This window comes from Streptomyces sp. NPDC051136 (genome assembly GCF_044455745.1).
Taxonomy (GTDB): Bacteria; Actinomycetota; Actinomycetes; order Streptomycetales; family Streptomycetaceae; genus Streptomyces.
In genome coordinates this window covers 498909-516167 of record NZ_JBITFE010000006.1, presented here as the reverse complement: position 1 = coordinate 516167, position 17259 = coordinate 498909, and the positions used below count along the sequence as shown (strand labels likewise).

Here is a 17259-nt window from a genome sequence, read left to right as displayed (position 1 = left end):
GCGGTCAGATGCCTGCCGCTGCAGACAGGTCGCGCTTGAGCGACGTCAGGAGGTCCGTGGCCTTGGTCCGGGCCGCCGGGAGGTCGGCGTGCCCGGCGACCGGGACGACCACCTCCAGGTAGCACTTGAGCTTGGGCTCCGTGCCGCTCGGGCGGACGATCACCCGGGCGCCGTCGAGCGTGTAGCGCAGGCCGTCCGTGGGCGGGAGGGTGTCCGTGCCCCGGGTGAGGTCCTCCGCCCTGGTGACGGGGAGGCCCGCGAGGGTCGTCGGGGGCTGTTCGCGCAGGCGGTGCATCGCGGCGGCGATGAGGGAGAGGTCCTCCACGCGGACCGAGAGCTGGTCCGTGGCGTGCAGACCGTGCTCCACGGCGATGTCGTCGAGGAGGTCCAGGAGGGTGCGGCCGGCCTCCTTCAGGGCCGAGGCCAGCTCGGTGCTCAGGAGGGCCGCGGTGATGCCGTCCTTGTCGCGGACGCCCTCCGGGTCGACGCAGTAGCCGAGGGCCTCCTCGTAGCCGTAGCGGATGTTCTCCACGCGGGCGATCCACTTGAAGCCGGTGAGGGTCTCCTCGTGGGGGAGGCCCGCCTTCGCCGCGATGCGGCCGAGGAGGGAGGACGACACGATCGACTCCGCGAACGTGCCTCGTGCTCCGCGGGTGACCAGGTGGGCGGCGAGGAGGGCGCCCACCTCGTCGCCGCGGAGCATGCGCCAGCCGGCGGCGTCCTCGGCGTCGGGTACGGCCACCGCCAGGCGGTCCGCGTCCGGGTCGTTGGCGATGACCAGGTCCGGGCCGGTCTCGCGGGCCTTCGCGAAGGCGAGGTCCATCGCGCCGGGCTCTTCCGGGTTGGGGAAGGCGACGGTGGGGAAGTCCGGGTCGGGGTCGGCCTGCTCGGTGACGAGGGCGGGCGGCGGGAAGCCGGCCCGGGCGAAGGCGGCGAGGAGGGTGTCCTTGCCGACGCCGTGCATCGCGGTGTAGACGGTGCGGGCGGTGCGGGGGGAGTCGGGGGCGAGGACGGCGTCCGTGCGGGTGAGGTAGGCGTCGAGGACGTCGTCGGCGAGGGTCTGCCAGCCGGTGTCGGGGCGGGGGACGTCGTGGAGGGTGCGTACGGCGTCGATCTCGGCGGCGATGTCGGCGTCGGCGGGGGGCACGATCTGGGAGCCGTCGCCGAGGTACACCTTGTAGCCGTTGTCGCGGGGCGGGTTGTGGCTGGCGGTGACCTCTACTCCGGCCACGGCGCCGAGGTGCCGGATCGCGAAGGCGAGTACGGGGGTGGGGAGGGGGCGGGGGAGTACGGCCGCCCTGAGGCCGGCGCCGGTCATGACGGCGGCGGTGTCCCGGGCGAAGTCCTCCGACTTGTGGCGGGCGTCGTAGCCGACGACGACCAGGCCGTCGGGGTGGCCCTGCTTCTTGAGGTACGCGGCGAGGCCGGCGGCGGCGCGGATGACGACCGAGCGGTTCATGCGCATCGGGCCGGCGCCGAGTTCGCCGCGGAGGCCCGCGGTGCCGAACTGGAGGGTGCCGGAGAAGCGTGCGGTGAGCTCGGCGAGGTCCTCGGCGTCGATGAGGCGGGCGAGTTCCGCGCGGGTGTCCGCGTCGGGGTCCTCGGCCAGCCATGCCTTGGCTCGTGCGAGGAGGTCGTCGTCGTTCACGTCTTGCACGTCGGTCAGCCTCTCGGGGTCGGTGTGTGCGGGTGCCTGCGGCGGGCTGTGGGGGTTCGGTTGTGGTGGGTGTGATGCCTGCGGCGCCTGTGCGGGTTCGGTGGGGGTGCGTGTAGCGCTTTGGGTTCGGTGGGTGGTGCGGGGCCGGGGTGGGGGGTGTCCGTCCTCGGAACGGCGCGGAATCGGTCACTTGAAAGGGCTCGGGGCGTTGACGCGCCAACCGCTGCGGGCGGACACCCCCACCCCGTCCCCTCCCCGCCGTACGCGGCCGCGGGTCGCCATCCCCCGGCGGCCCGTTCCCGCCGTACGCGGGTGCCGGTCGCCATCGCCGCGCCGCGGCGGGTGGTCGCCGCCCCGCCGCCCCCAGCTGCGGGCAGTCGTGCCGCTGGGGCGGCACGGGTGGGCGCAGCGGCACCCCGGCAGCGCCGGGCCACGCGTCTCCTCGCGCCCGCACCCACCCCGGCCTACCGGGTAACGCCGGACCACGCGGTCCCGCCCGCCCCGGCCCACCGGACGACGCCGGGTCACGCGACCCAGCCCCGCCGCGCGCCGCGCAGCGCAGCGCGGGCTACAGCCGGCCCAGGACCTGGGTCAGCAGCGTTCCCATGCGCGCGGCGGAGTCGCGGCCCGCCTGGAGGACCTCCTCGTGGTTGAGGGGCTCGCCCGTCATGCCCGCGGCGAGGTTGGTGACCAGGGAGATGCCCAGCACCTCCGCGCCGGCCTCGCGGGCCGCGATCGCCTCCAGGACCGTGGACATGCCCACCAGGTCGGCACCGATGACGCGGGCCATGCGGATCTCGGCCGGGGTCTCGTAGTGCGGGCCGGGGAACTGGGCGTAGACGCCCTCCTCCAGCGTGTCGTCGACCTCCTTGCACAGGGCCCGCAGGCGGGGCGAGTACAGGTCGGTGAGGTCGACGAAGTTGGCGCCGACGATGGGGGAGGTGGCGGTGAGGTTGATGTGGTCGCTGATCAGGACCGGCTGGCCGGGGCGCATGCCCTCGCGCAGGCCGCCGCACCCGTTGGTCAGGATGATCGTCTTGGCGCCGGCGGCGACGGCGGTGCGGACGCCGTGGGAGACGGCGGCCACGCCGTGGCCCTCGTAGTAGTGGGTGCGGCCCAGGAAGACCAGCGCGCGCTTGTCACCGATGGAGTACGAGCGGACCTTGCCGCCGTGCCCCTCCACCGCGGGCTTGGGGAAGCCCGGCAGGTCGGTGACCTGGAGATCGGCCTCGGGGGCGCCCAGTGCGTCCACGGCCGGTGCCCAGCCGGAGCCCATCACGAGGGCGACGTCGTGGGTCTCGGCGCCGGTGAGTTCGCGCAGGCGGGCCGCGGCGGCGTCGGCGGCGGCGTAAGGGTCGCCCTGGATGTCGTCCGGAAGAAGAGATGCGTTCACGCCGAAGAGGGTAGCCGGTTTGCGGCTACGCGCGTAGATGTCGGAGGTCACGGGATGGGGGTTTTTGGGTTGGAGGTTTTGACAGGGGGGGTCTCAGCAGGGGCGCTTGCGGAGTTCCATGACGTAGTCGTGGGGGGCCCCGGCCGATTCGGCGGCGTCCGCGACCTCGCCGAGGTAGCGGGCGGAGGGCAGGCCGCCCTCGTAGGCGTTCAGGACGTAGGTCCAGGCACCCTCCTCGCCGTCCAGGGTGTGGATGCGCACGCGGGTCCGCCGGTAGATCTCCAGGCCCACGCCCTCCCAGCGGTCGAGGGAGTCCTCGTCCATCGGGGCGATGTCGTAGAGGGACACGAAGACCTGGGAGAGCGGGTCCTCCACGAGGGTCGCGAGCGCGCCCTCCCAGCCCATGTGCTCGCCCCCGAAGGTCAGCCGCCACCCGTTCAGCCAGCCGGTGGCGCGCAGCGGCGAGTGCGGGGCGCGGCGGGTCATCAGCCGCGCGTCGAGGTTGCCGGCGTAGGCGGCGTAGAGCGACATGGGGGGAAGCGTACGCGCCGTTCTTGTAACGGTGGCGGCCCCGGGCGGCCGGTCGTTGAAGGGTGCGGGACAATGGAGTACGTGACTCGGATCGTGATCATTGGCGGCGGACCCGGCGGATACGAAGCGGCGCTGGTGGCCGCTCAGCTCGGCGCGGAGGTGACCGTCGTCGACTGCGACGGTCTGGGCGGGGCGTCGGTGCTGACCGACTGCGTGCCGTCCAAGACCCTCATCGCCACGGCTGAGGTGATGACCACCTTCGACTCCTCCTACGAGGAGCTGGGGATCATCGTCGCCGACGACACCCCGCCCATGGAGCAGGCCGCCCGGGTGGTGGGCGTCGACCTGGGCAAGGTCAACCGGCGGGTGAAGCGGCTCGCGCTGGCGCAGTCGCACGACATCACCGCGTCCGTGACCCGTGCGGGTGCGCGGGTCATGCGGGGGCGCGGGCGCCTAGAGGGCATGCAGGGGCTCGACGGTTCGCGGAAGGTCGTGGTGCGGGCCGCGGACGGGAGTGAGGAGACGCTCACCGCGGACGCAGTTCTCATCGCCACCGGTGGGCACCCGCGGGAGCTGCCCGACGCGCGGCCCGACGGCGAGCGCATCCTGAACTGGACCCAGGTGTACGACCTGGACGAGCTGCCCGAAGAGCTGATCGTGGTCGGGTCCGGTGTGACCGGTGCCGAGTTCGCCGGGGCCTACCAGGCGCTCGGGTCGCGGGTCACCCTCGTGTCGTCGCGGGACCGGGTGCTGCCCGGTGAGGACCCGGACGCGGCGGCCGTCCTGGAGGACGTCTTCCGGCGGCGCGGGATGAACGTCATGTCGCGGTCCCGGGCCCAGTCCGCCAAGCGCGTGGGCGACCGGGTCGAGGTGACGCTGTCCGACGGGCGGGTCATCACCGGGTCGCACTGTCTGATGGCCGTGGGCGCCATCCCCAACACCGAGGGGATGGGTCTGGAGGAGGCCGGGGTCCGGCTCAAGGACTCCGGGCACATCAAGACCGACCGGGTCTCGCGGACCTCGGCGCCCGGCGTGTACGCCGCCGGTGACGTCACCGGTGTCTTCGCGCTCGCCTCGGTGGCGGCGATGCAGGGACGCATCGCCATGTACCACTTCCTGGGCGACGCGGTCACTCCGCTGAACCTGAAGACCGTGTCCGCCAACGTCTTCACCGACCCCGAGATCGCCACCGTCGGCTACTCCCAGGCCGACGTGGACGCGGGCAAGATCGACGCCCGGGTGGTGAAGCTGCCGCTGCTGCGCAACCCGCGCGCCAAGATGCAGGGCATCCGGGACGGCTTCGTCAAGATCTTCTGCCGGCCCGGTACCGAGATCGTGGTGGGCGGTGTCGTCGTGGCGCCGCGTGCCTCGGAGCTCATCCACCCGATCTCGATCGCCGTCGACAACAACCTGACGGTCGAGCAGATCGCCAACGCCTTCACCGTGTACCCCTCGCTCTCGGGGTCGATCGCGGAGGTGGCACGGCAGTTGCACACCCGCAAGGCCGGCGGGGAGGGCTAGCCGGCGGGGCGCGGCTGGAATCGACTCCCCGCTGGTCACGGGGAGTTGCGGCGCTTGCGGGCGGCATAGGCGCCCGGAGTAGGCGCGTATACCACTTCGCGTGGTGGCATGCGAACAACTTCTGTTATTCGGCGCATACTGCTGAAAGCAGACGGTCGTTGGGGTTACTGTCAGTTTCGTGTTCGCTGCAGAACGTCGCCAATTGATCCTCGAAATGGTGCGAGCGAACGGGGCCGTGTCGCTCCGTGAACTCGCCCGCGTCGTCCAGACCTCCGAAGTGACCGTACGGCGGGACGTGCGCGCACTGGAGGCAGAAGGACTCCTCGACCGCCGGCACGGCGGTGCGGTACTGCCGGGCGGGTTCACGCGAGAGTCCGGCTTCCCGCAGAAGTCCCATCTCGCGACCGCCGAGAAGACGGCCATCGCCGATCTCGCCGCGGGTCTCGTCGAAGAAGGCGAGGCCATCGTGGTGGGGGCGGGTACCACGACACAGGAGCTGGCCCGCCGGCTCGCCCGGGTCCCTGGGCTGACCGTGGTCACCAACTCGCTGCTGGTGGCCCAGGCCCTCGCCCACGCCAACCGGGTCGAGGTCGTGATGACCGGCGGCACCCTCCGGGGATCCAACTACGCCCTGGTGGGATCCGGGGCCGAGCAGTCCTTGCAGGGGCTGCGGGTCTCCAAGGCATTCCTGTCCGGGAGCGGGCTGACCGCCGAGCGGGGCCTGTCCACGTCCAACATGCTGTCGGCCTCCGTCGACCGGGCGCTGGTCCAGGCGGCCGCCGAGGTCGTCGTCCTCGCCGACCACTCCAAGCTGGGCACGGACACCATGTTCCAGACCGTGCCCACCGATGTCATCACCCGCCTGGTCACCGACGAGTCGCCGGTCCACGACGACCGTGCCGCCACCGAGTTGCAGGCCTTGGCCGACCAGGGCGTGCAGATCGCCGTGGCCGGGGCGTCGGGGGGTGGTGCGGCGAACGGCAGTGGTCCGTCGGGGGCGTCGGGCGGTGATGCGGTGGCGCGTCAGCAGCGCCGGGACGTGCCGCTTCCGGGGCCGCGCCGGCAGGTTCCGGGCGCGGGGGCGGGGTTGCGGTCGGCCACCGCCCTGGGGGAGCAGGGCGGCGGGGCGGAACGGGCGCGCGTCGCCGACATGCGTCGACGCTAGGCGTCCGTGCGGGGGCGGTCAGGGTCCGTCGCGGCAAGACGGACGGTTGGTGGCGGCCGAGTGTCGTCGGTCGTTGCCCGGGCGCGCTTGCCGTTGTCCGTGCGTTGGGGTCGGTTGTTGTCCGAGCGTTGTCGGTTGCTGTGCGTGCGTCGCCGGTTGTGGTTCGTGCGGTGTCGGTCGTCGTCCGGGTGGCGGTGGTCGGTGTGCGCCGGGCAGTGACAGGGGCGCCCGGCGGACCGTGATGCGGTCTGCCGGGCGCCCCTGGCGGTGTACCGGTGTCGTCAGTCCTTGATCTCGCAGATGGCGGCGCCGGAGGTGAGGGAGGCGCCGACCTCGGCGCTGAGGCCCTTGATGGTGCCGGACTTGTGGGCGTTGAGGGGCTGTTCCATCTTCATGGCTTCGAGTACGACGATCAGGTCGCCTTCCTGGACGTCCTGGCCTTCCTCGACGGCGATCTTGACGATGGTGCCCTGCATGGGGGAGGCGAGGGTGTCGCCGGAGGCGGCGGGCCCGGACTTCTTGGCCGCGCGGCGTTTGGGGCGGGCGCCGGCGGCCAGGCCGGTGCGGGCCAGGGACATGCCCAGGCTGGAGGGGAGGGAGACCTCCAGGCGTTTGCCGCCGACCTCGACGACGACGGTCTCGCGGCCGGACTCCTCGTCCGCCTCACCGTCGGCGGGCGCGGTGAAGGGTTTGATCTCGTTGACGAACTCGGTCTCGATCCAGCGGGTGTGGACGGTGAAGGGGTTGGTGGAGCCGGTGAGTTCGGGGGCGAAGGCCGGATCGCGGACGACGGCGCGGTGGAAGGGGATGGCGGTGGCCATGCCCTCGACGGTGAACTCGTCCAGGGCGCGGGCGGCGCGCTGGAGGGCTTCCTCGCGGGTGCGGCCGGTGATGACGAGTTTGGCCAGCAGGGAGTCCCAGGCGGGGCCGATCACGCTGCCGGATTCGACGCCGGCGTCGAGGCGGACGCCGGGGCCGGTGGGGGCGTCGAAGAGGGTGACGGTGCCGGGGGCGGGCAGGAAGCCGCGGCCGGGGTCCTCGCCGTTGATGCGGAACTCGAAGGAGTGGCCGCGCAGGGCGGGGTCGCCGTAGCCGAGTTCCTCGCCGTCGGCGATGCGGAACATCTCGCGGACCAGGTCGATGCCGGCGACTTCCTCGGTGACCGGGTGTTCGACCTGGAGGCGGGTGTTGACCTCCAGGAAGGAGATGGTGCCGTCGGCTCCGACGAGGAACTCCACGGTGCCGGCGCCGACGTAGCCGGCTTCCTTGAGGATCGCCTTGGAGGAGGCGTACAGCTCCTCCAGCTGGGCGGTGGAGAGGAAGGGGGCGGGGGCCTCCTCCACGAGTTTTTGGTGGCGGCGTTGCAGGGAGCAGTCGCGGGTGGAGACGACGACGACGTTGCCGTGGGTGTCGGCCAGGCACTGGGTCTCCACGTGGCGGGGCTTGTCGAGGTAGCGCTCGACGAAGCACTCGCCGCGGCCGAAGGCGGCCACGGCCTCGCGTACGGCGGAGTCGTACAGCTCGGGGACCTCCTCCAGGGTGCGGGCGACCTTGAGGCCGCGGCCGCCGCCGCCGAAGGCGGCCTTGATCGCGATCGGCAGGCCGTGCTCCTTGGCGAAGGCGACGACCTCGTCCGCGCCGGAGACCGGGTCGGGGGTGCCGGCGACCAGGGGTGCGCCGGCCCGCTGGGCGATGTGGCGGGCGGCGACCTTGTCGCCCAGGTCGCGGATGGCGTGCGGCGGCGGACCGATCCACACCAGGCCCGCGTCCAGGACCGCCTGGGCGAACTCCGCGTTCTCCGACAGGAATCCGTACCCCGGGTGGATGGCGTCCGCGCCCGACTCACGCGCGGCCTTGAGGACCTTCTCGATGTCCAGATAGCTGGTCGCGGGGGTGTCACCACCCAGGGCGAACGCCTCATCAGCGGCGCGGACATGCAATGCGTCCCGGTCCGGGTCCGCGTAGACGGCCACGCTCGCGATCCCGGCGTCCCGGCAGGCCCGGGCCACGCGGACAGCGATTTCGCCACGATTGGCGATGAGCACCTTGCGCACGATTGAGGCTCCCTCCTTGAAACAAGCCGAGTTTAGGGACTGCCGACACGGCACTTCGACCCGTCCCCAATGGTGAGCTTGCCCACACGGAGCGTGATTCGAGGCTCGCTCGACCCCCGAAAGCCCTTGTAGTACCGAGGTACGCAGGACTCCTTGGGCAAACCCTAGCCCTCCCATGTGGCCAAGGTCTCTGTAAGAGCGTGCTGCGGGCCACTCGGTTTCTTTGTGGAGTCCCTACTAATGGCCCAATGATTCTTTGCTCGTGCCGGAACCCTTGTGGCGAGGTTTACCCGTTAGTAGCGTTCGGAACGTCTCGAACGTACTTGGGGTAACAGCTGTCCTGTGCGGCAGCGGTCGAAAAGGGGTGGGGGCCGGTGTCGGTGCGCAGGCCGGTGGCGTGGATCGTGGCGGTCGTGCTCTTCGTGGAGGCGGTCGGCGTCGCGGCGCTGAACTGGTTCCTGGGGATCGTCGTCGACCGGCAGGACATGTCCCTGGCCGGGCTGGACCCGGACACGATGTCCGTGTCCTCGAAGATCGGCGGGGTCGTCTTCGGCCTGTACTTCGCGCTGTGCGCCCTGGTCGCCCTGCTGGTGGCGCTGCGCGACCGCCCGCCCGCGGGGCTCGGGCGGATCCTGCTGATCAGCGCCGCCGTGGTGCACGGGCTGCTCGGCGCCTTCACCTGGGGGCTGGTGGGCCCCGGCGCCTTCGTCTTCATGATCGTCGTACTGGCCCTGATCGTGCTGCTGCTGATGACGTACGACGCCCGCGAGGCGCCCGCCGCCGGGCCGCGCCCCGAGGGCGGCGACGGCGGCAAGGGCGGTGACGGCTCCCCGGTCAGCTCTCCGCCGGCGCCCACAACTCCGTGATGCCGGTGCCCAGCTCGGCGAGGAGCCGTCGCAGCAGGGGCAGGCTGAGGCCGATGACGTTCCCGTGGTCGCCCTCGATGCCGTCGATGAACGGCGCGGAGCGGCCGTCCAGGGTGAACGCCCCGGCGACGTACAGGGGCTCCCCGGAGGCCACGTAGGCGGCGATCTCGGCGTCGGTGGGCTCGCCGAAGCGGACGACGGTGGACGCGGTCGCCGAGACGTGGCGGCCGGAGGCGGTGTCCCAGACGCAGTGGCCGGTCTGCAGCGTGCCCGACCGGCCGCGCATGGCCTTCCAGCGGGCGGTGGCCTCCTCGGCGTCCGCCGGCTTGCCGAGCGCCCGGCCGTCCAGGTCGAGCACCGAGTCGCAGCCGATCACCAGGGCGCCGCGCACCTCGGGCTTCGCGGCGACCACGGACGCCTTGGCCTCGGCCAGGGCGAGGGCCAGCTCGGCGGGGGTGGGGGCGGTGACGGCCTCCTCGTCGACGCCGCTCACGAGCACCTCGGGGGCGAGCCCGGCCTGGCGCAACAGGCCGAGCCGGGCCGGGGACTGGGAGGCGAGGACGAGGCGGCGGCGGGGCTGCTGGTCGGTCATGGGGCCAGGGTATCGGCGCCGCCCGGGTCGGCGGGGCCTCAGTGCACGCCGATCACGATCATCGCGAGGACCATGGCCAGCGCCAGGAAGACGCTCAGCCGCCGCAGCATGTCCTGCATGTCGCGCAGTTCCTTGGGCGGCTCGTTCTCGGGGTCGGACCACAGCATGTCACTAGCGTGGGGCTTGGCCGTGGGGCGGGGCTTGAGTACGGGTACCTAGATCGGGGCGCGGGGTTGCACTGGAGTGCGCGGTTCCCCGCGCCCCTGGGTGGGCTGTCCTCAGCTCGGCCAGTAGGTGCGGCCCCATGAGACCGGGCCCGGCTGGGGCATGCGGTGGGCCGCGATGCGGGACGGGTCCGACCAGGCGTCGCGTGGGGCCTCGGTGGCGGGCGGCTCCTCGGATGCCGTCACCGCGCGGGCCCGGACCACCGTCAGGGCGGCGGCCAGTTCTTCCGGGGTGGGGTTGCCCCGTACGACCTTGATGGTCACAGCGGCTCCTTACAGGGGGATGTTGCCGTGCTTCTTCGGGGGCAGGGACTCCCGCTTGGTGCGCAGCTGGCGCAGGCCGCGGACGATGTGGCGGCGGGTGTCGGACGGCATGATCACCGCGTCGACGTAGCCGCGCTCGGCCGCCGTGTAGGGGTTGAGGAGGGTGTCCTCGTACTCCTGGATGAGGCGGGCGCGGGTGGCCTCGGCGTCGTCACCGGCGTCGGCGATGGTGCGGCGGTGCAGGATGTTGACCGCCCCCTGGGCGCCCATGACGGCGATCTGGGCGGTGGGCCAGGCCAGGTTGAGGTCGGCGCCCAGGTGCTTGGAGCCCATGACGTCGTAGGCGCCGCCGAAGGCCTTGCGGGTGATGACCGTGATCAGCGGGACCGTGGCCTCGGCGTAGGCGAAGATCAGCTTGGCGCCGCGGCGGATGATGCCGTCGTGCTCCTGGTCGACGCCGGGCAGGAAGCCGGGGACGTCCACGAAGGTGAGCACGGGGACGTTGAAGGCGTCGCAGGTGCGCACGAAGCGGGCCGCCTTCTCGGAGGCGGTGATGTCCAGGCACCCGGCGAACTGCATGGGCTGGTTGGCGACGATGCCGACGGGGCGGCCCTCGACGCGGCCGAAGCCGGTGAGGATGTTCGGCGCGAACAGCGGCTGCGTCTCGAAGAACTCGGCGTCGTCGAGGACGTGCTCGATGACGGTGTGCATGTCGTAGGGCTGGTTCGCCGAGTCGGGGACGATCGTGTCCAGCTCGGTGTCCTCGTCCGTGACCGCGAGGTCCGCCTCCTCCGGGAAGGCGGGGGGCTCGGACAGGTTGTTGGACGGCAGGTACGACAGCAGCTGCTTGACGTACTCGACGGCGTCCTTCTCGTCGCCGGCCATGTGGTGGGCCACGCCCGAGGTGGAGTTGTGGGTGCGGGCGCCGCCCAGCTCCTCGAAGCCGACGTCCTCGCCGGTGACCGTCTTGATGACGTCGGGCCCGGTGATGAACATGTGGCTGGTCTGGTCGACCATGACCGTGAAGTCGGTGATCGCGGGGGAGTACACCGCGCCGCCCGCGCACGGGCCGACGACCAGGCTGATCTGCGGGATCACGCCGGAGGCGTGGGTGTTGCGGCGGAAGATCTCGCCGTAGGCACCGAGGGAGGCGACGCCCTCCTGGATGCGGGCGCCGCCGGAGTCGTTGATGCCGACGACCGGGCAGCCGGTCTTCAGCGCGAAGTCCATGACCTTGACGATCTTCTGGCCGTAGACCTCGCCCAGCGCGCCGCCGAAGACGGTGAAGTCCTGGGAGAAGACGGCGACGGGGCGGCCGTCGACGGTGCCGTAGCCGGTGACGACGCCGTCGCCGTAGGGGCGGTTGGCGTCGAGACCGAAGTTGGTGGAGCGGTGCCGGGCGAACTCGTCCAGCTCGACGAAGGAACCCTCGTCGAGAAGGAGGTCGATGCGTTCACGAGCCGTCAGCTTGCCCTTGGCGTGCTGCTTTTCGACGGCGCGTGCGGAACCGGCGTGCGTCGCTTCCTCGATACGGCGCCTGAGATCCGCGAGCTTGCCCGCGGTCGTGTGGATGTCGGGCTGCTGCTCTTCCGGCTCGGACATCGGGATGCGGCTCCCTGCCTGCTCAAAAGGGGGGACGGTTACTCGTTCGTAGAGTAGTAGGGGCCCTTCCGATCGGCAGTGCGGTGTTTCCCACACCTAGGGTGGGTTGCATGACGCCCCGAGACTCCTCCGACGCATCCGACTCCCCGAACGGCCGGTGGTCCGACCTGGACCGGCCGCCCCTCAACGGCACCGCCCTGCGCCGGGGCCTGGTGCGGGAGGAAGGCCTGTGGCGGCAGGTGGACGTGGTGCAGCGCACCGGCTCCACCAACTCCGACCTCGTGTCGCGTGCCGCCGAGGAGGACCTGGCCGAGGGCGTGGTCCTGGTCGCCGAGGAGCAGAGTGCCGCGCGCGGGCGCCTGGACCGGCAGTGGACGGCACCGGCCCGCTCCGGGCTCTTCTTCTCCGTGCTGCTGCGGCCCGCCGAGGTCCCCGTGACCCGCTGGGGCTGGCTGCCGCTGCTCACCGGCGTCGCCGTGGCGACCGGGCTGTCCCGCGTCGCGGGCGTCGACACCGCTCTGAAGTGGCCCAACGACCTGCTGGTGACCGTCGGCGACGAGGAGCGCAAGGCCGGCGGCATCCTCGCCGAGCGAGCCGGGGACGACGGCGTCGTCATCGGCGTCGGCGTCAACGTCTCGCTGCGCGCCGACGAGCTGCCGGTCCCGCGGGCCGGGTCGCTGGCCCTGGCCGGAGCCGCGAACACCGACCGGGACCCGCTGCTGCGCGGGGTGCTGCGGTCGCTGGAGGACTGGTACGGGCGCTGGCGCGAGGCAGGCGGCGACCCGGCGGCCAGCGGGCTCCAGGAGACGTACGCGGCGGGCTGCGCGACCCTCGGGCGCGTGGTGCGGGCGGAGCTTCCGGGGGACCGGTCGCTCGTGGGGGAGGCGGTGGCCGTGGACGGGGACGGCCGGCTGGTGCTGGCGACGGAGACGGGAGTGCAGGAACCGGTGGGCGCGGGGGACATCGTGCACCTGCGGCCGGCGTGAGCGCGGCCCCGGGGCCCGCTCGCGGTACGGGCCGCACGGGAGTGAGCTGGGGCACACCTGACGTAAAGTTGGGGCCGGTCGAACCTGACCGCGGCAGATCGGAAAGGCAACAGGCGTGACCGTCGACGACACCGGCTCCGGCGCGGACGGGGACGGCCGGGTGGACCCCGAGCCCGCCCCGGACTCCGCCGATCCCGGCGATGACCCGCTCGCGCTGCGCCTCGAAGGGCTCATCCTGGGCGCCGAGCGCCGCTACACGCCCTTCCAGGCCGCCCGCAGCGCGGGCGTCTCCATGGAGCTGGCCTCCCGGTTCTGGCGGGCCATGGGCTTCGCCGACATCGGCCAGGCCAAGGCACTCACCGAGGCCGACGTCCTCGCCCTGCGGCGGCTGGCCGGCCTGGTGGAGGCGGGGCTGCTCAGCGAGGCGATGGCCGTGCAGGTCGCCCGGTCCACGGGGCAGACCACCGCCCGGTTGGCCGAGTGGCAGATCGACAGCTTCCTGGAGGGCCTGACCGAGCCCCCGGAGCCCGGGATGACGCGCACCGAGGTGACGTATCCCATCGTCGAACTGCTCCTTCCCGAGCTCCAGGAGTTCCTCGTCTACGTCTGGCGGCGCCAGCTCGCCGCCTCCGCCGGACGGGTCATCCAGGCCGGGGACGACGAGGAGATGGTGGACCGGCGCCTCGCGGTCGGCTTCGCGGACCTGGTCGGCTTCACGCGGCTGACCCGGCGGATGGAGGAGGAGGAGCTCGGCGAGCTGGTCGAGGCCTTCGAGACCACCTCCGCCGACCTGGTGGCCGCCCGCGGCGGACGGCTGGTCAAGACCCTCGGTGACGAGGTGCTCTACGCCGCCGACGACGCCGGCACGGCCGCCGAGATCGCCCTGCGGCTCATCGAGACGATGGCCAACGACGAGACCATGCCCGAGCTGCGCGTGGGCATCGCTTTCGGCACCGTCACCACCCGGATGGGCGATGTCTTCGGCACCACCGTCAACCTGGCCTCCCGGCTCACCTCGATAGCCCCGAAGGACGCCGTCCTCGTCGACACCGCCTTCGCCCAGGAGCTGATCCGCACCCGGGACGCCCCCGCCTCTGAGGCCGCGGCCGCCGAGGAGGCCGCCGCGGCGGAGAAGGAGGGCGAGGAGCCGCCGGTGTACCGCTTCGCGCTCCAGCCGATGTGGCAGCGCCCGGTGCGCGGTCTCGGCGTGGTCGAGCCGTGGCTGCTCACCCGCCGGGGCGAGGACGGCCCAGAAGCGTAGGCCGCTCGCCCGGCCCGTACGCCGACCGGTCGGAGCGCCGGGACCGGGGAGGAGCCGGGGTGGGCGACGGGTAGCCCGGGGCCGGATGGCCCCGAGGCACCCCGGGCCGGGTGCCCCTCAGCCGCCCAGCAGGTCGACGCAGAGGCCGATGACGGGCACGCACAGGCCGGGGTCGTCGGGTTCCGGCGCCGGGTCGGACGCCGGGGGTGTGCCGCGGTCCGGCGGCGGGGTCGGCGTGGGCCGGGGCGCGGGACGGTCGGACCGTGAGGGCTGCGGCGTGCCCGGGGGCCGGGTGCGGCCGTCGGATCCGCCCTCCCGTTCTCCCCGCTCCTGCCGGTCCGCCGGCCGTCCTTCGGCGGCGTCGGGAGCGGCGGGCGCGGACGTGGCCGCGGGCGGGAGGGGCGCGCCGCTCGCGGACGGGTCCGGCGCGAGCCCGGGTATCAGGCCCGGCCCGGGGGATCCGCCCAGGCCGCCCATGACGGACGTCGCCGACGGGCCGGCCTCGGGAGAGCCGCGACCGGTGCCCGAGGCGGCCGACGTGGACGCCGGGTCCTGCGCGGCCGCGTCCCGGCCGCCGCCCTCGACACGCGGGGCCGCCCGGGCGCCGGGGCCGCCGCCCACGTCCACGCCGGGCTCGGGCAGCAGGCGTACGAGGCTCAGGGCGCCGGCCGCCAGGGCGAGGCCGCCGGCCGCCAGCACCACCTTGCGGGGGCGGGGCCGGCGGTGCCGGCCGCGGCGGATCCACGCGTACCGCGGCTCCGGCCGCGGCCCGGCGGTCGGCCCGCCGGTCGTCGGTGTACCGGTCGTCGTCATGATCCCTCCCCGGTGCGCACGCGCCCCCGCTGCGCCCTGGCGGAGCGAGGCTACGGGCTGCCTCCGGCCGGAGGGGGGCGGTCGGACACCTGTCACCCGAACGGGTGGACGGGGTCGTGCGGGGAGCGGGCGCGTCCGGTCTTCCCCCGGGCGGGCCCGCCTGCGATGATCGGTCGGTCGACTTGTTAACACGCGTTAACCGGAGGGTGTCATGAGCGAGGAGCGGTTCGGAGAGTTCGTCCTGGTGCGGCGGCACGGGGACGGGCATGTCGCGGAGCTCGCGCTCGACCGGCCGAAGGCCATGAACGCCGTCTCGACCGCCATGGCCCGGTCCCTGAGCGCGGCCTGCGCGGCGCTGGGCGAGGACCGGGACGTGCGGGTGGTGGTGCTGACCTCGACGCACGAGCGGGCGTTCTGCGTCGGGGCGGACCTGAAGGAGCGCAACTCCTTCTCCGACGCCGACCTGCTGCGGCAGCGGCCGGTGACCCGGGGCGCGTACACGGCGGTCCTCGAACTGCCGCAGCCGACGGTCGCGGCCGTGCACGGGTTCGCCCTGGGCGGCGGGTTCGAGCTGGCGCTGGCGTGCGACGTGATCGTGGCCGACCGTACGGCCGTGGTGGGGCTTCCGGAGGTGTCGGTCGGGGTGATCCCGGGCGGCGGCGGTACCCAGCTGCTGCCCCGCCGGGTGGGGGCGGCGCGAGCGGCCGAGCTGGTGTTCACGGCGCGGCGGGTCGCGGCCGTGGAGGCGCGTGAGCTGGGGCTCGTGGACCAGCTGGCGGACGAGGGGCGGGACCGGGAGGACGCGCTGGAGCTGGCCTCCCGGATGGCCGCGAACTCCCCCGTGGGCCTGCGGGCGGCCAAGCGGGCGCTGCGGCTCGGGCACGGGCTCGACCTGCGCGCGGGGCTGGAGGTCGAGGACGCGGCGTGGCGGTCGGTGGCGTTCTCGGGCGACCGGGCGGAGGGCGTGGCGGCGTTCAACGAGAAGCGGGCGCCGCGCTGGCCGGGCGAGTGACGGCAGGCAGGTACCGCGGCCGTCGACACTCGCCCGGTTCGCCCCGCTTGAGTAACGTTTCTTCGTGAATCTCCCTAGCCTGGAGTGATGGGTGACGACAGGCGGCTCGCGGCCGTGGTGGCGCTTGCGCAGGGGATGGCCGCCGCGCACAGCGCGCGTGAGGCGTGGCGGGCGGCGGCCGTCGGCGGCTGCATGGCGCTCGGCGGCAGCTTCGCCGCGCTGTCGGTGTGGGAGCGCGAGCTGGGCCGGCTCCGGGTGCTGGTGAACGTCGGCCGGCGGGCCGAGGACGAGGAGGAGTTCCCGGAGGACGAGTCCTACCCGGTGCACCAGTTCGCGGAGATCACCGAGTTCCTGCACGAGCGCTGGGCGGGCGGCGGCGAACCCGACGCCTGGGTCGAGACCGCCGAGGGGCCGGCCACCGGGAGCCCCGGGTACGTCCACCAGCGCGTCGCCGCCCTGCGCCGCCGGGGCCGCGGCTGCTGCGTGGTCGCGCCGATCGTGCTGCACGGGCGGGCCTGGGGTGAGCTGTACGTGGCCCGCCCGGTGGGGGAGCGGGTCTTCGAGCGGGGCGACGCCGACTTCGCCACCGTGCTGGCCTCCGTCGTCGCCGCCGGGATCGCGCAGACCGAGCGGCTGGAGGAGGTCCGGCGGCTCGCGTACACCGACGCGCTCACCGGGCTGGCCAACCGCCGAGCCGTCGACTCCGCGCTCGACGAAGCCGTGGAGCGGCACCGCGAGGAGGGCGTCGTCGTCAGCCTCGTCGTCTGCGACCTGAACGGACTCAAGCGGGTGAACGACACGCACGGCCACGCCGTCGGGGACCGGCTCCTGGAGCGGTTCGGGTCGGTGCTGTCGCTGTGCGGGGCGATGGTGCCGGGAGCGCTCGCGGCACGGCTCGGCGGGGACGAGTTCTGCCTGCTCGCGGTCGGGCCGTCCGCCGACGCGGTGGTCAAGGCCGCCGAGGAGCTGTGCCGCCGGGCCGCCGAACTGGCACTGGGTGACGGCGTGGCCTGCGGGGTCGCGTCCACGGAGGACCCGGTCGGTCCGGTCCGCTCCGCCCGCCGGCTCTTCCGGCTCGCCGACGCCGCCCAGTACCGCGCCAAGGCGGAACGCTCGGCCGGGCCGGTCGTCGCCGGCCGCGAGGGGCCGGACGACCCCGTGGTGCGGCTCGCCGACGAGCCTTCGCGGGAGGAGGACGGGGAGCGTCGGCGGTTCCGCGGACGGCACTCTCCGTGACGCCGGTCCGGTAAGGGGCGCTCCGGGTGCGCATCCGTGACGTACCCCCTCGTGACATCATCGAATTCACTGCGTACGCTCC

At 73.2% G+C, this 17259-nt stretch carries 16 protein-coding genes; 7 read left to right on the top strand and 9 right to left on the bottom strand.

What is annotated here, in order from left to right:
- Positions 1-4: 4 nt before the first annotated feature.
- The 3 genes from ACIBCJ_RS20255 to ACIBCJ_RS20245 form a co-directional block, all read right to left on the bottom strand.
- A complete protein-coding gene (locus tag ACIBCJ_RS20255) occupies positions 5-1657 on the bottom strand; it encodes a phospho-sugar mutase (protein WP_365980498.1) in 1653 nt (550 codons plus the stop codon).
- 568 nt (positions 1658-2225) lie between these two features.
- Positions 2226-3050 (bottom strand): purine-nucleoside phosphorylase, encoded by an 825-nt coding sequence (locus ACIBCJ_RS20250; RefSeq protein ID WP_362108068.1) that lies wholly within the window; start codon positions 3048-3050, stop codon positions 2226-2228.
- Between the two features lie 93 nt (positions 3051-3143).
- On the bottom strand, positions 3144-3581 hold the full coding sequence (locus ACIBCJ_RS20245; protein WP_133890881.1) for a gamma-glutamylcyclotransferase: 438 nt from the start codon (positions 3579-3581) through the stop codon (positions 3144-3146).
- A gap of 72 nt (positions 3582-3653) precedes the next feature.
- Between ACIBCJ_RS20245 and ACIBCJ_RS20240 the strand changes: the two genes are divergently transcribed.
- Complete coding sequence (locus ACIBCJ_RS20240) at positions 3654-5102, top strand: NAD(P)H-quinone dehydrogenase (RefSeq protein ID WP_362108072.1); 1449 nt, start codon at positions 3654-3656, stop codon at positions 5100-5102.
- A 178-nt stretch (positions 5103-5280) separates the two neighbouring features.
- Entirely contained in the window at positions 5281-6267 is a 987-nt protein-coding gene (locus ACIBCJ_RS20235; protein WP_362108075.1) for a DeoR/GlpR family DNA-binding transcription regulator, read from the top strand.
- Positions 6268-6548: 281 nt separating this feature from the next.
- Here ACIBCJ_RS20235 and ACIBCJ_RS20230 read toward each other — a convergent pair whose 3' ends face one another.
- The gene (locus tag ACIBCJ_RS20230) at positions 6549-8321 is read right to left on the bottom strand and encodes a biotin carboxylase N-terminal domain-containing protein (protein WP_365980088.1); all 1773 of its coding nucleotides are present in this window, start codon (positions 8319-8321) and stop codon (positions 6549-6551) included.
- Positions 8322-8695: 374 nt separating this feature from the next.
- Here ACIBCJ_RS20230 and ACIBCJ_RS20225 point away from each other — a divergent pair, with 374 nt between their 5' ends.
- Entirely contained in the window at positions 8696-9187 is a 492-nt protein-coding gene (locus ACIBCJ_RS20225) for a hypothetical protein (RefSeq protein ID WP_362104411.1), read from the top strand.
- On the opposite strand, the gene ACIBCJ_RS20220 is transcribed toward ACIBCJ_RS20225, so the two are convergent.
- From ACIBCJ_RS20220 to ACIBCJ_RS20205, 4 genes are all read right to left on the bottom strand, one after another.
- Entirely contained in the window at positions 9156-9779 is a 624-nt protein-coding gene (locus ACIBCJ_RS20220) for a nucleoside triphosphate pyrophosphatase (protein ID WP_133887065.1), read from the bottom strand. The two genes, ACIBCJ_RS20225 and ACIBCJ_RS20220, sit on opposite strands and share 32 nt — an antisense overlap.
- 38 nt (positions 9780-9817) lie before the next feature.
- Entirely contained in the window at positions 9818-9946 is a 129-nt protein-coding gene (mmpB, locus tag ACIBCJ_RS20215; protein ID WP_362104413.1) for a morphogenic membrane protein MmpB, read from the bottom strand.
- Between the two features lie 111 nt (positions 9947-10057).
- Positions 10058-10267, bottom strand: a complete 210-nt coding sequence (locus ACIBCJ_RS20210) for an acyl-CoA carboxylase subunit epsilon (protein ID WP_362104415.1) — start codon at positions 10265-10267, stop codon at positions 10058-10060.
- 9 nt (positions 10268-10276) lie between these two features.
- Positions 10277-11869, bottom strand: a complete 1593-nt coding sequence (locus ACIBCJ_RS20205; protein WP_365980087.1) for an acyl-CoA carboxylase subunit beta — start codon at positions 11867-11869, stop codon at positions 10277-10279.
- Positions 11870-11979: 110 nt separating this feature from the next.
- Here ACIBCJ_RS20205 and ACIBCJ_RS20200 point away from each other — a divergent pair, with 110 nt between their 5' ends.
- Positions 11980-12855, top strand: a complete 876-nt coding sequence (locus ACIBCJ_RS20200) for a biotin--[acetyl-CoA-carboxylase] ligase (RefSeq protein WP_365980086.1) — start codon at positions 11980-11982, stop codon at positions 12853-12855.
- A 115-nt stretch (positions 12856-12970) separates the two neighbouring features.
- On the top strand, positions 12971-14116 hold the full coding sequence (locus tag ACIBCJ_RS20195) for an adenylate/guanylate cyclase domain-containing protein (RefSeq protein WP_362104422.1): 1146 nt from the start codon (positions 12971-12973) through the stop codon (positions 14114-14116).
- 117 nt (positions 14117-14233) lie between these two features.
- Here ACIBCJ_RS20195 and ACIBCJ_RS20190 read toward each other — a convergent pair whose 3' ends face one another.
- Positions 14234-14929 carry a hypothetical protein gene (locus tag ACIBCJ_RS20190; RefSeq protein ID WP_365980085.1) on the bottom strand — a complete coding sequence of 232 codons (696 nt, stop codon included), beginning with the start codon at positions 14927-14929 and terminating at the stop codon, positions 14234-14236.
- A gap of 211 nt (positions 14930-15140) precedes the next feature.
- Here ACIBCJ_RS20190 and ACIBCJ_RS20185 point away from each other — a divergent pair, with 211 nt between their 5' ends.
- Positions 15141-15941: an enoyl-CoA hydratase-related protein gene (locus tag ACIBCJ_RS20185; protein ID WP_362104426.1), complete on the top strand. Its 801-nt coding sequence runs from the start codon at positions 15141-15143 to the stop codon at positions 15939-15941.
- Between the two features lie 87 nt (positions 15942-16028).
- Positions 16029-17177: a sensor domain-containing diguanylate cyclase gene (locus ACIBCJ_RS20180; RefSeq protein WP_362513439.1), complete on the top strand. Its 1149-nt coding sequence runs from the start codon at positions 16029-16031 to the stop codon at positions 17175-17177.
- The last annotated feature ends 82 nt before the right edge of the window (positions 17178-17259 follow it).

Coding starts and splice junctions, on each gene's coding strand:
- ACIBCJ_RS20245 (WP_133890881.1), bottom strand. CDS start 3,581: ATGTCGCTCTACGCCGCCTACGCCGGCAACCTCGACGCGCGGCTGATG.
- ACIBCJ_RS20240 (WP_362108072.1), top strand. CDS start 3,654: ATGGAGTACGTGACTCGGATCGTGATCATTGGCGGCGGACCCGGCGGA.
- ACIBCJ_RS20220 (WP_133887065.1), bottom strand. CDS start 9,779: ATGACCGACCAGCAGCCCCGCCGCCGCCTCGTCCTCGCCTCCCAGTCC.
- mmpB (WP_362104413.1), bottom strand. CDS start 9,946: ATGCTGTGGTCCGACCCCGAGAACGAGCCGCCCAAGGAACTGCGCGAC.
- ACIBCJ_RS20205 (WP_365980087.1), bottom strand. CDS start 11,869: ATGTCCGAGCCGGAAGAGCAGCAGCCCGACATCCACACGACCGCGGGC.
- ACIBCJ_RS20200 (WP_365980086.1), top strand. CDS start 11,980: ATGACGCCCCGAGACTCCTCCGACGCATCCGACTCCCCGAACGGCCGG.
- ACIBCJ_RS20190 (WP_365980085.1), bottom strand. CDS start 14,929: ATGACGACGACCGGTACACCGACGACCGGCGGGCCGACCGCCGGGCCG.
- ACIBCJ_RS20185 (WP_362104426.1), top strand. CDS start 15,141: ATGAGCGAGGAGCGGTTCGGAGAGTTCGTCCTGGTGCGGCGGCACGGG.
- ACIBCJ_RS20180 (WP_362513439.1), top strand. CDS start 16,029: ATGGGTGACGACAGGCGGCTCGCGGCCGTGGTGGCGCTTGCGCAGGGG.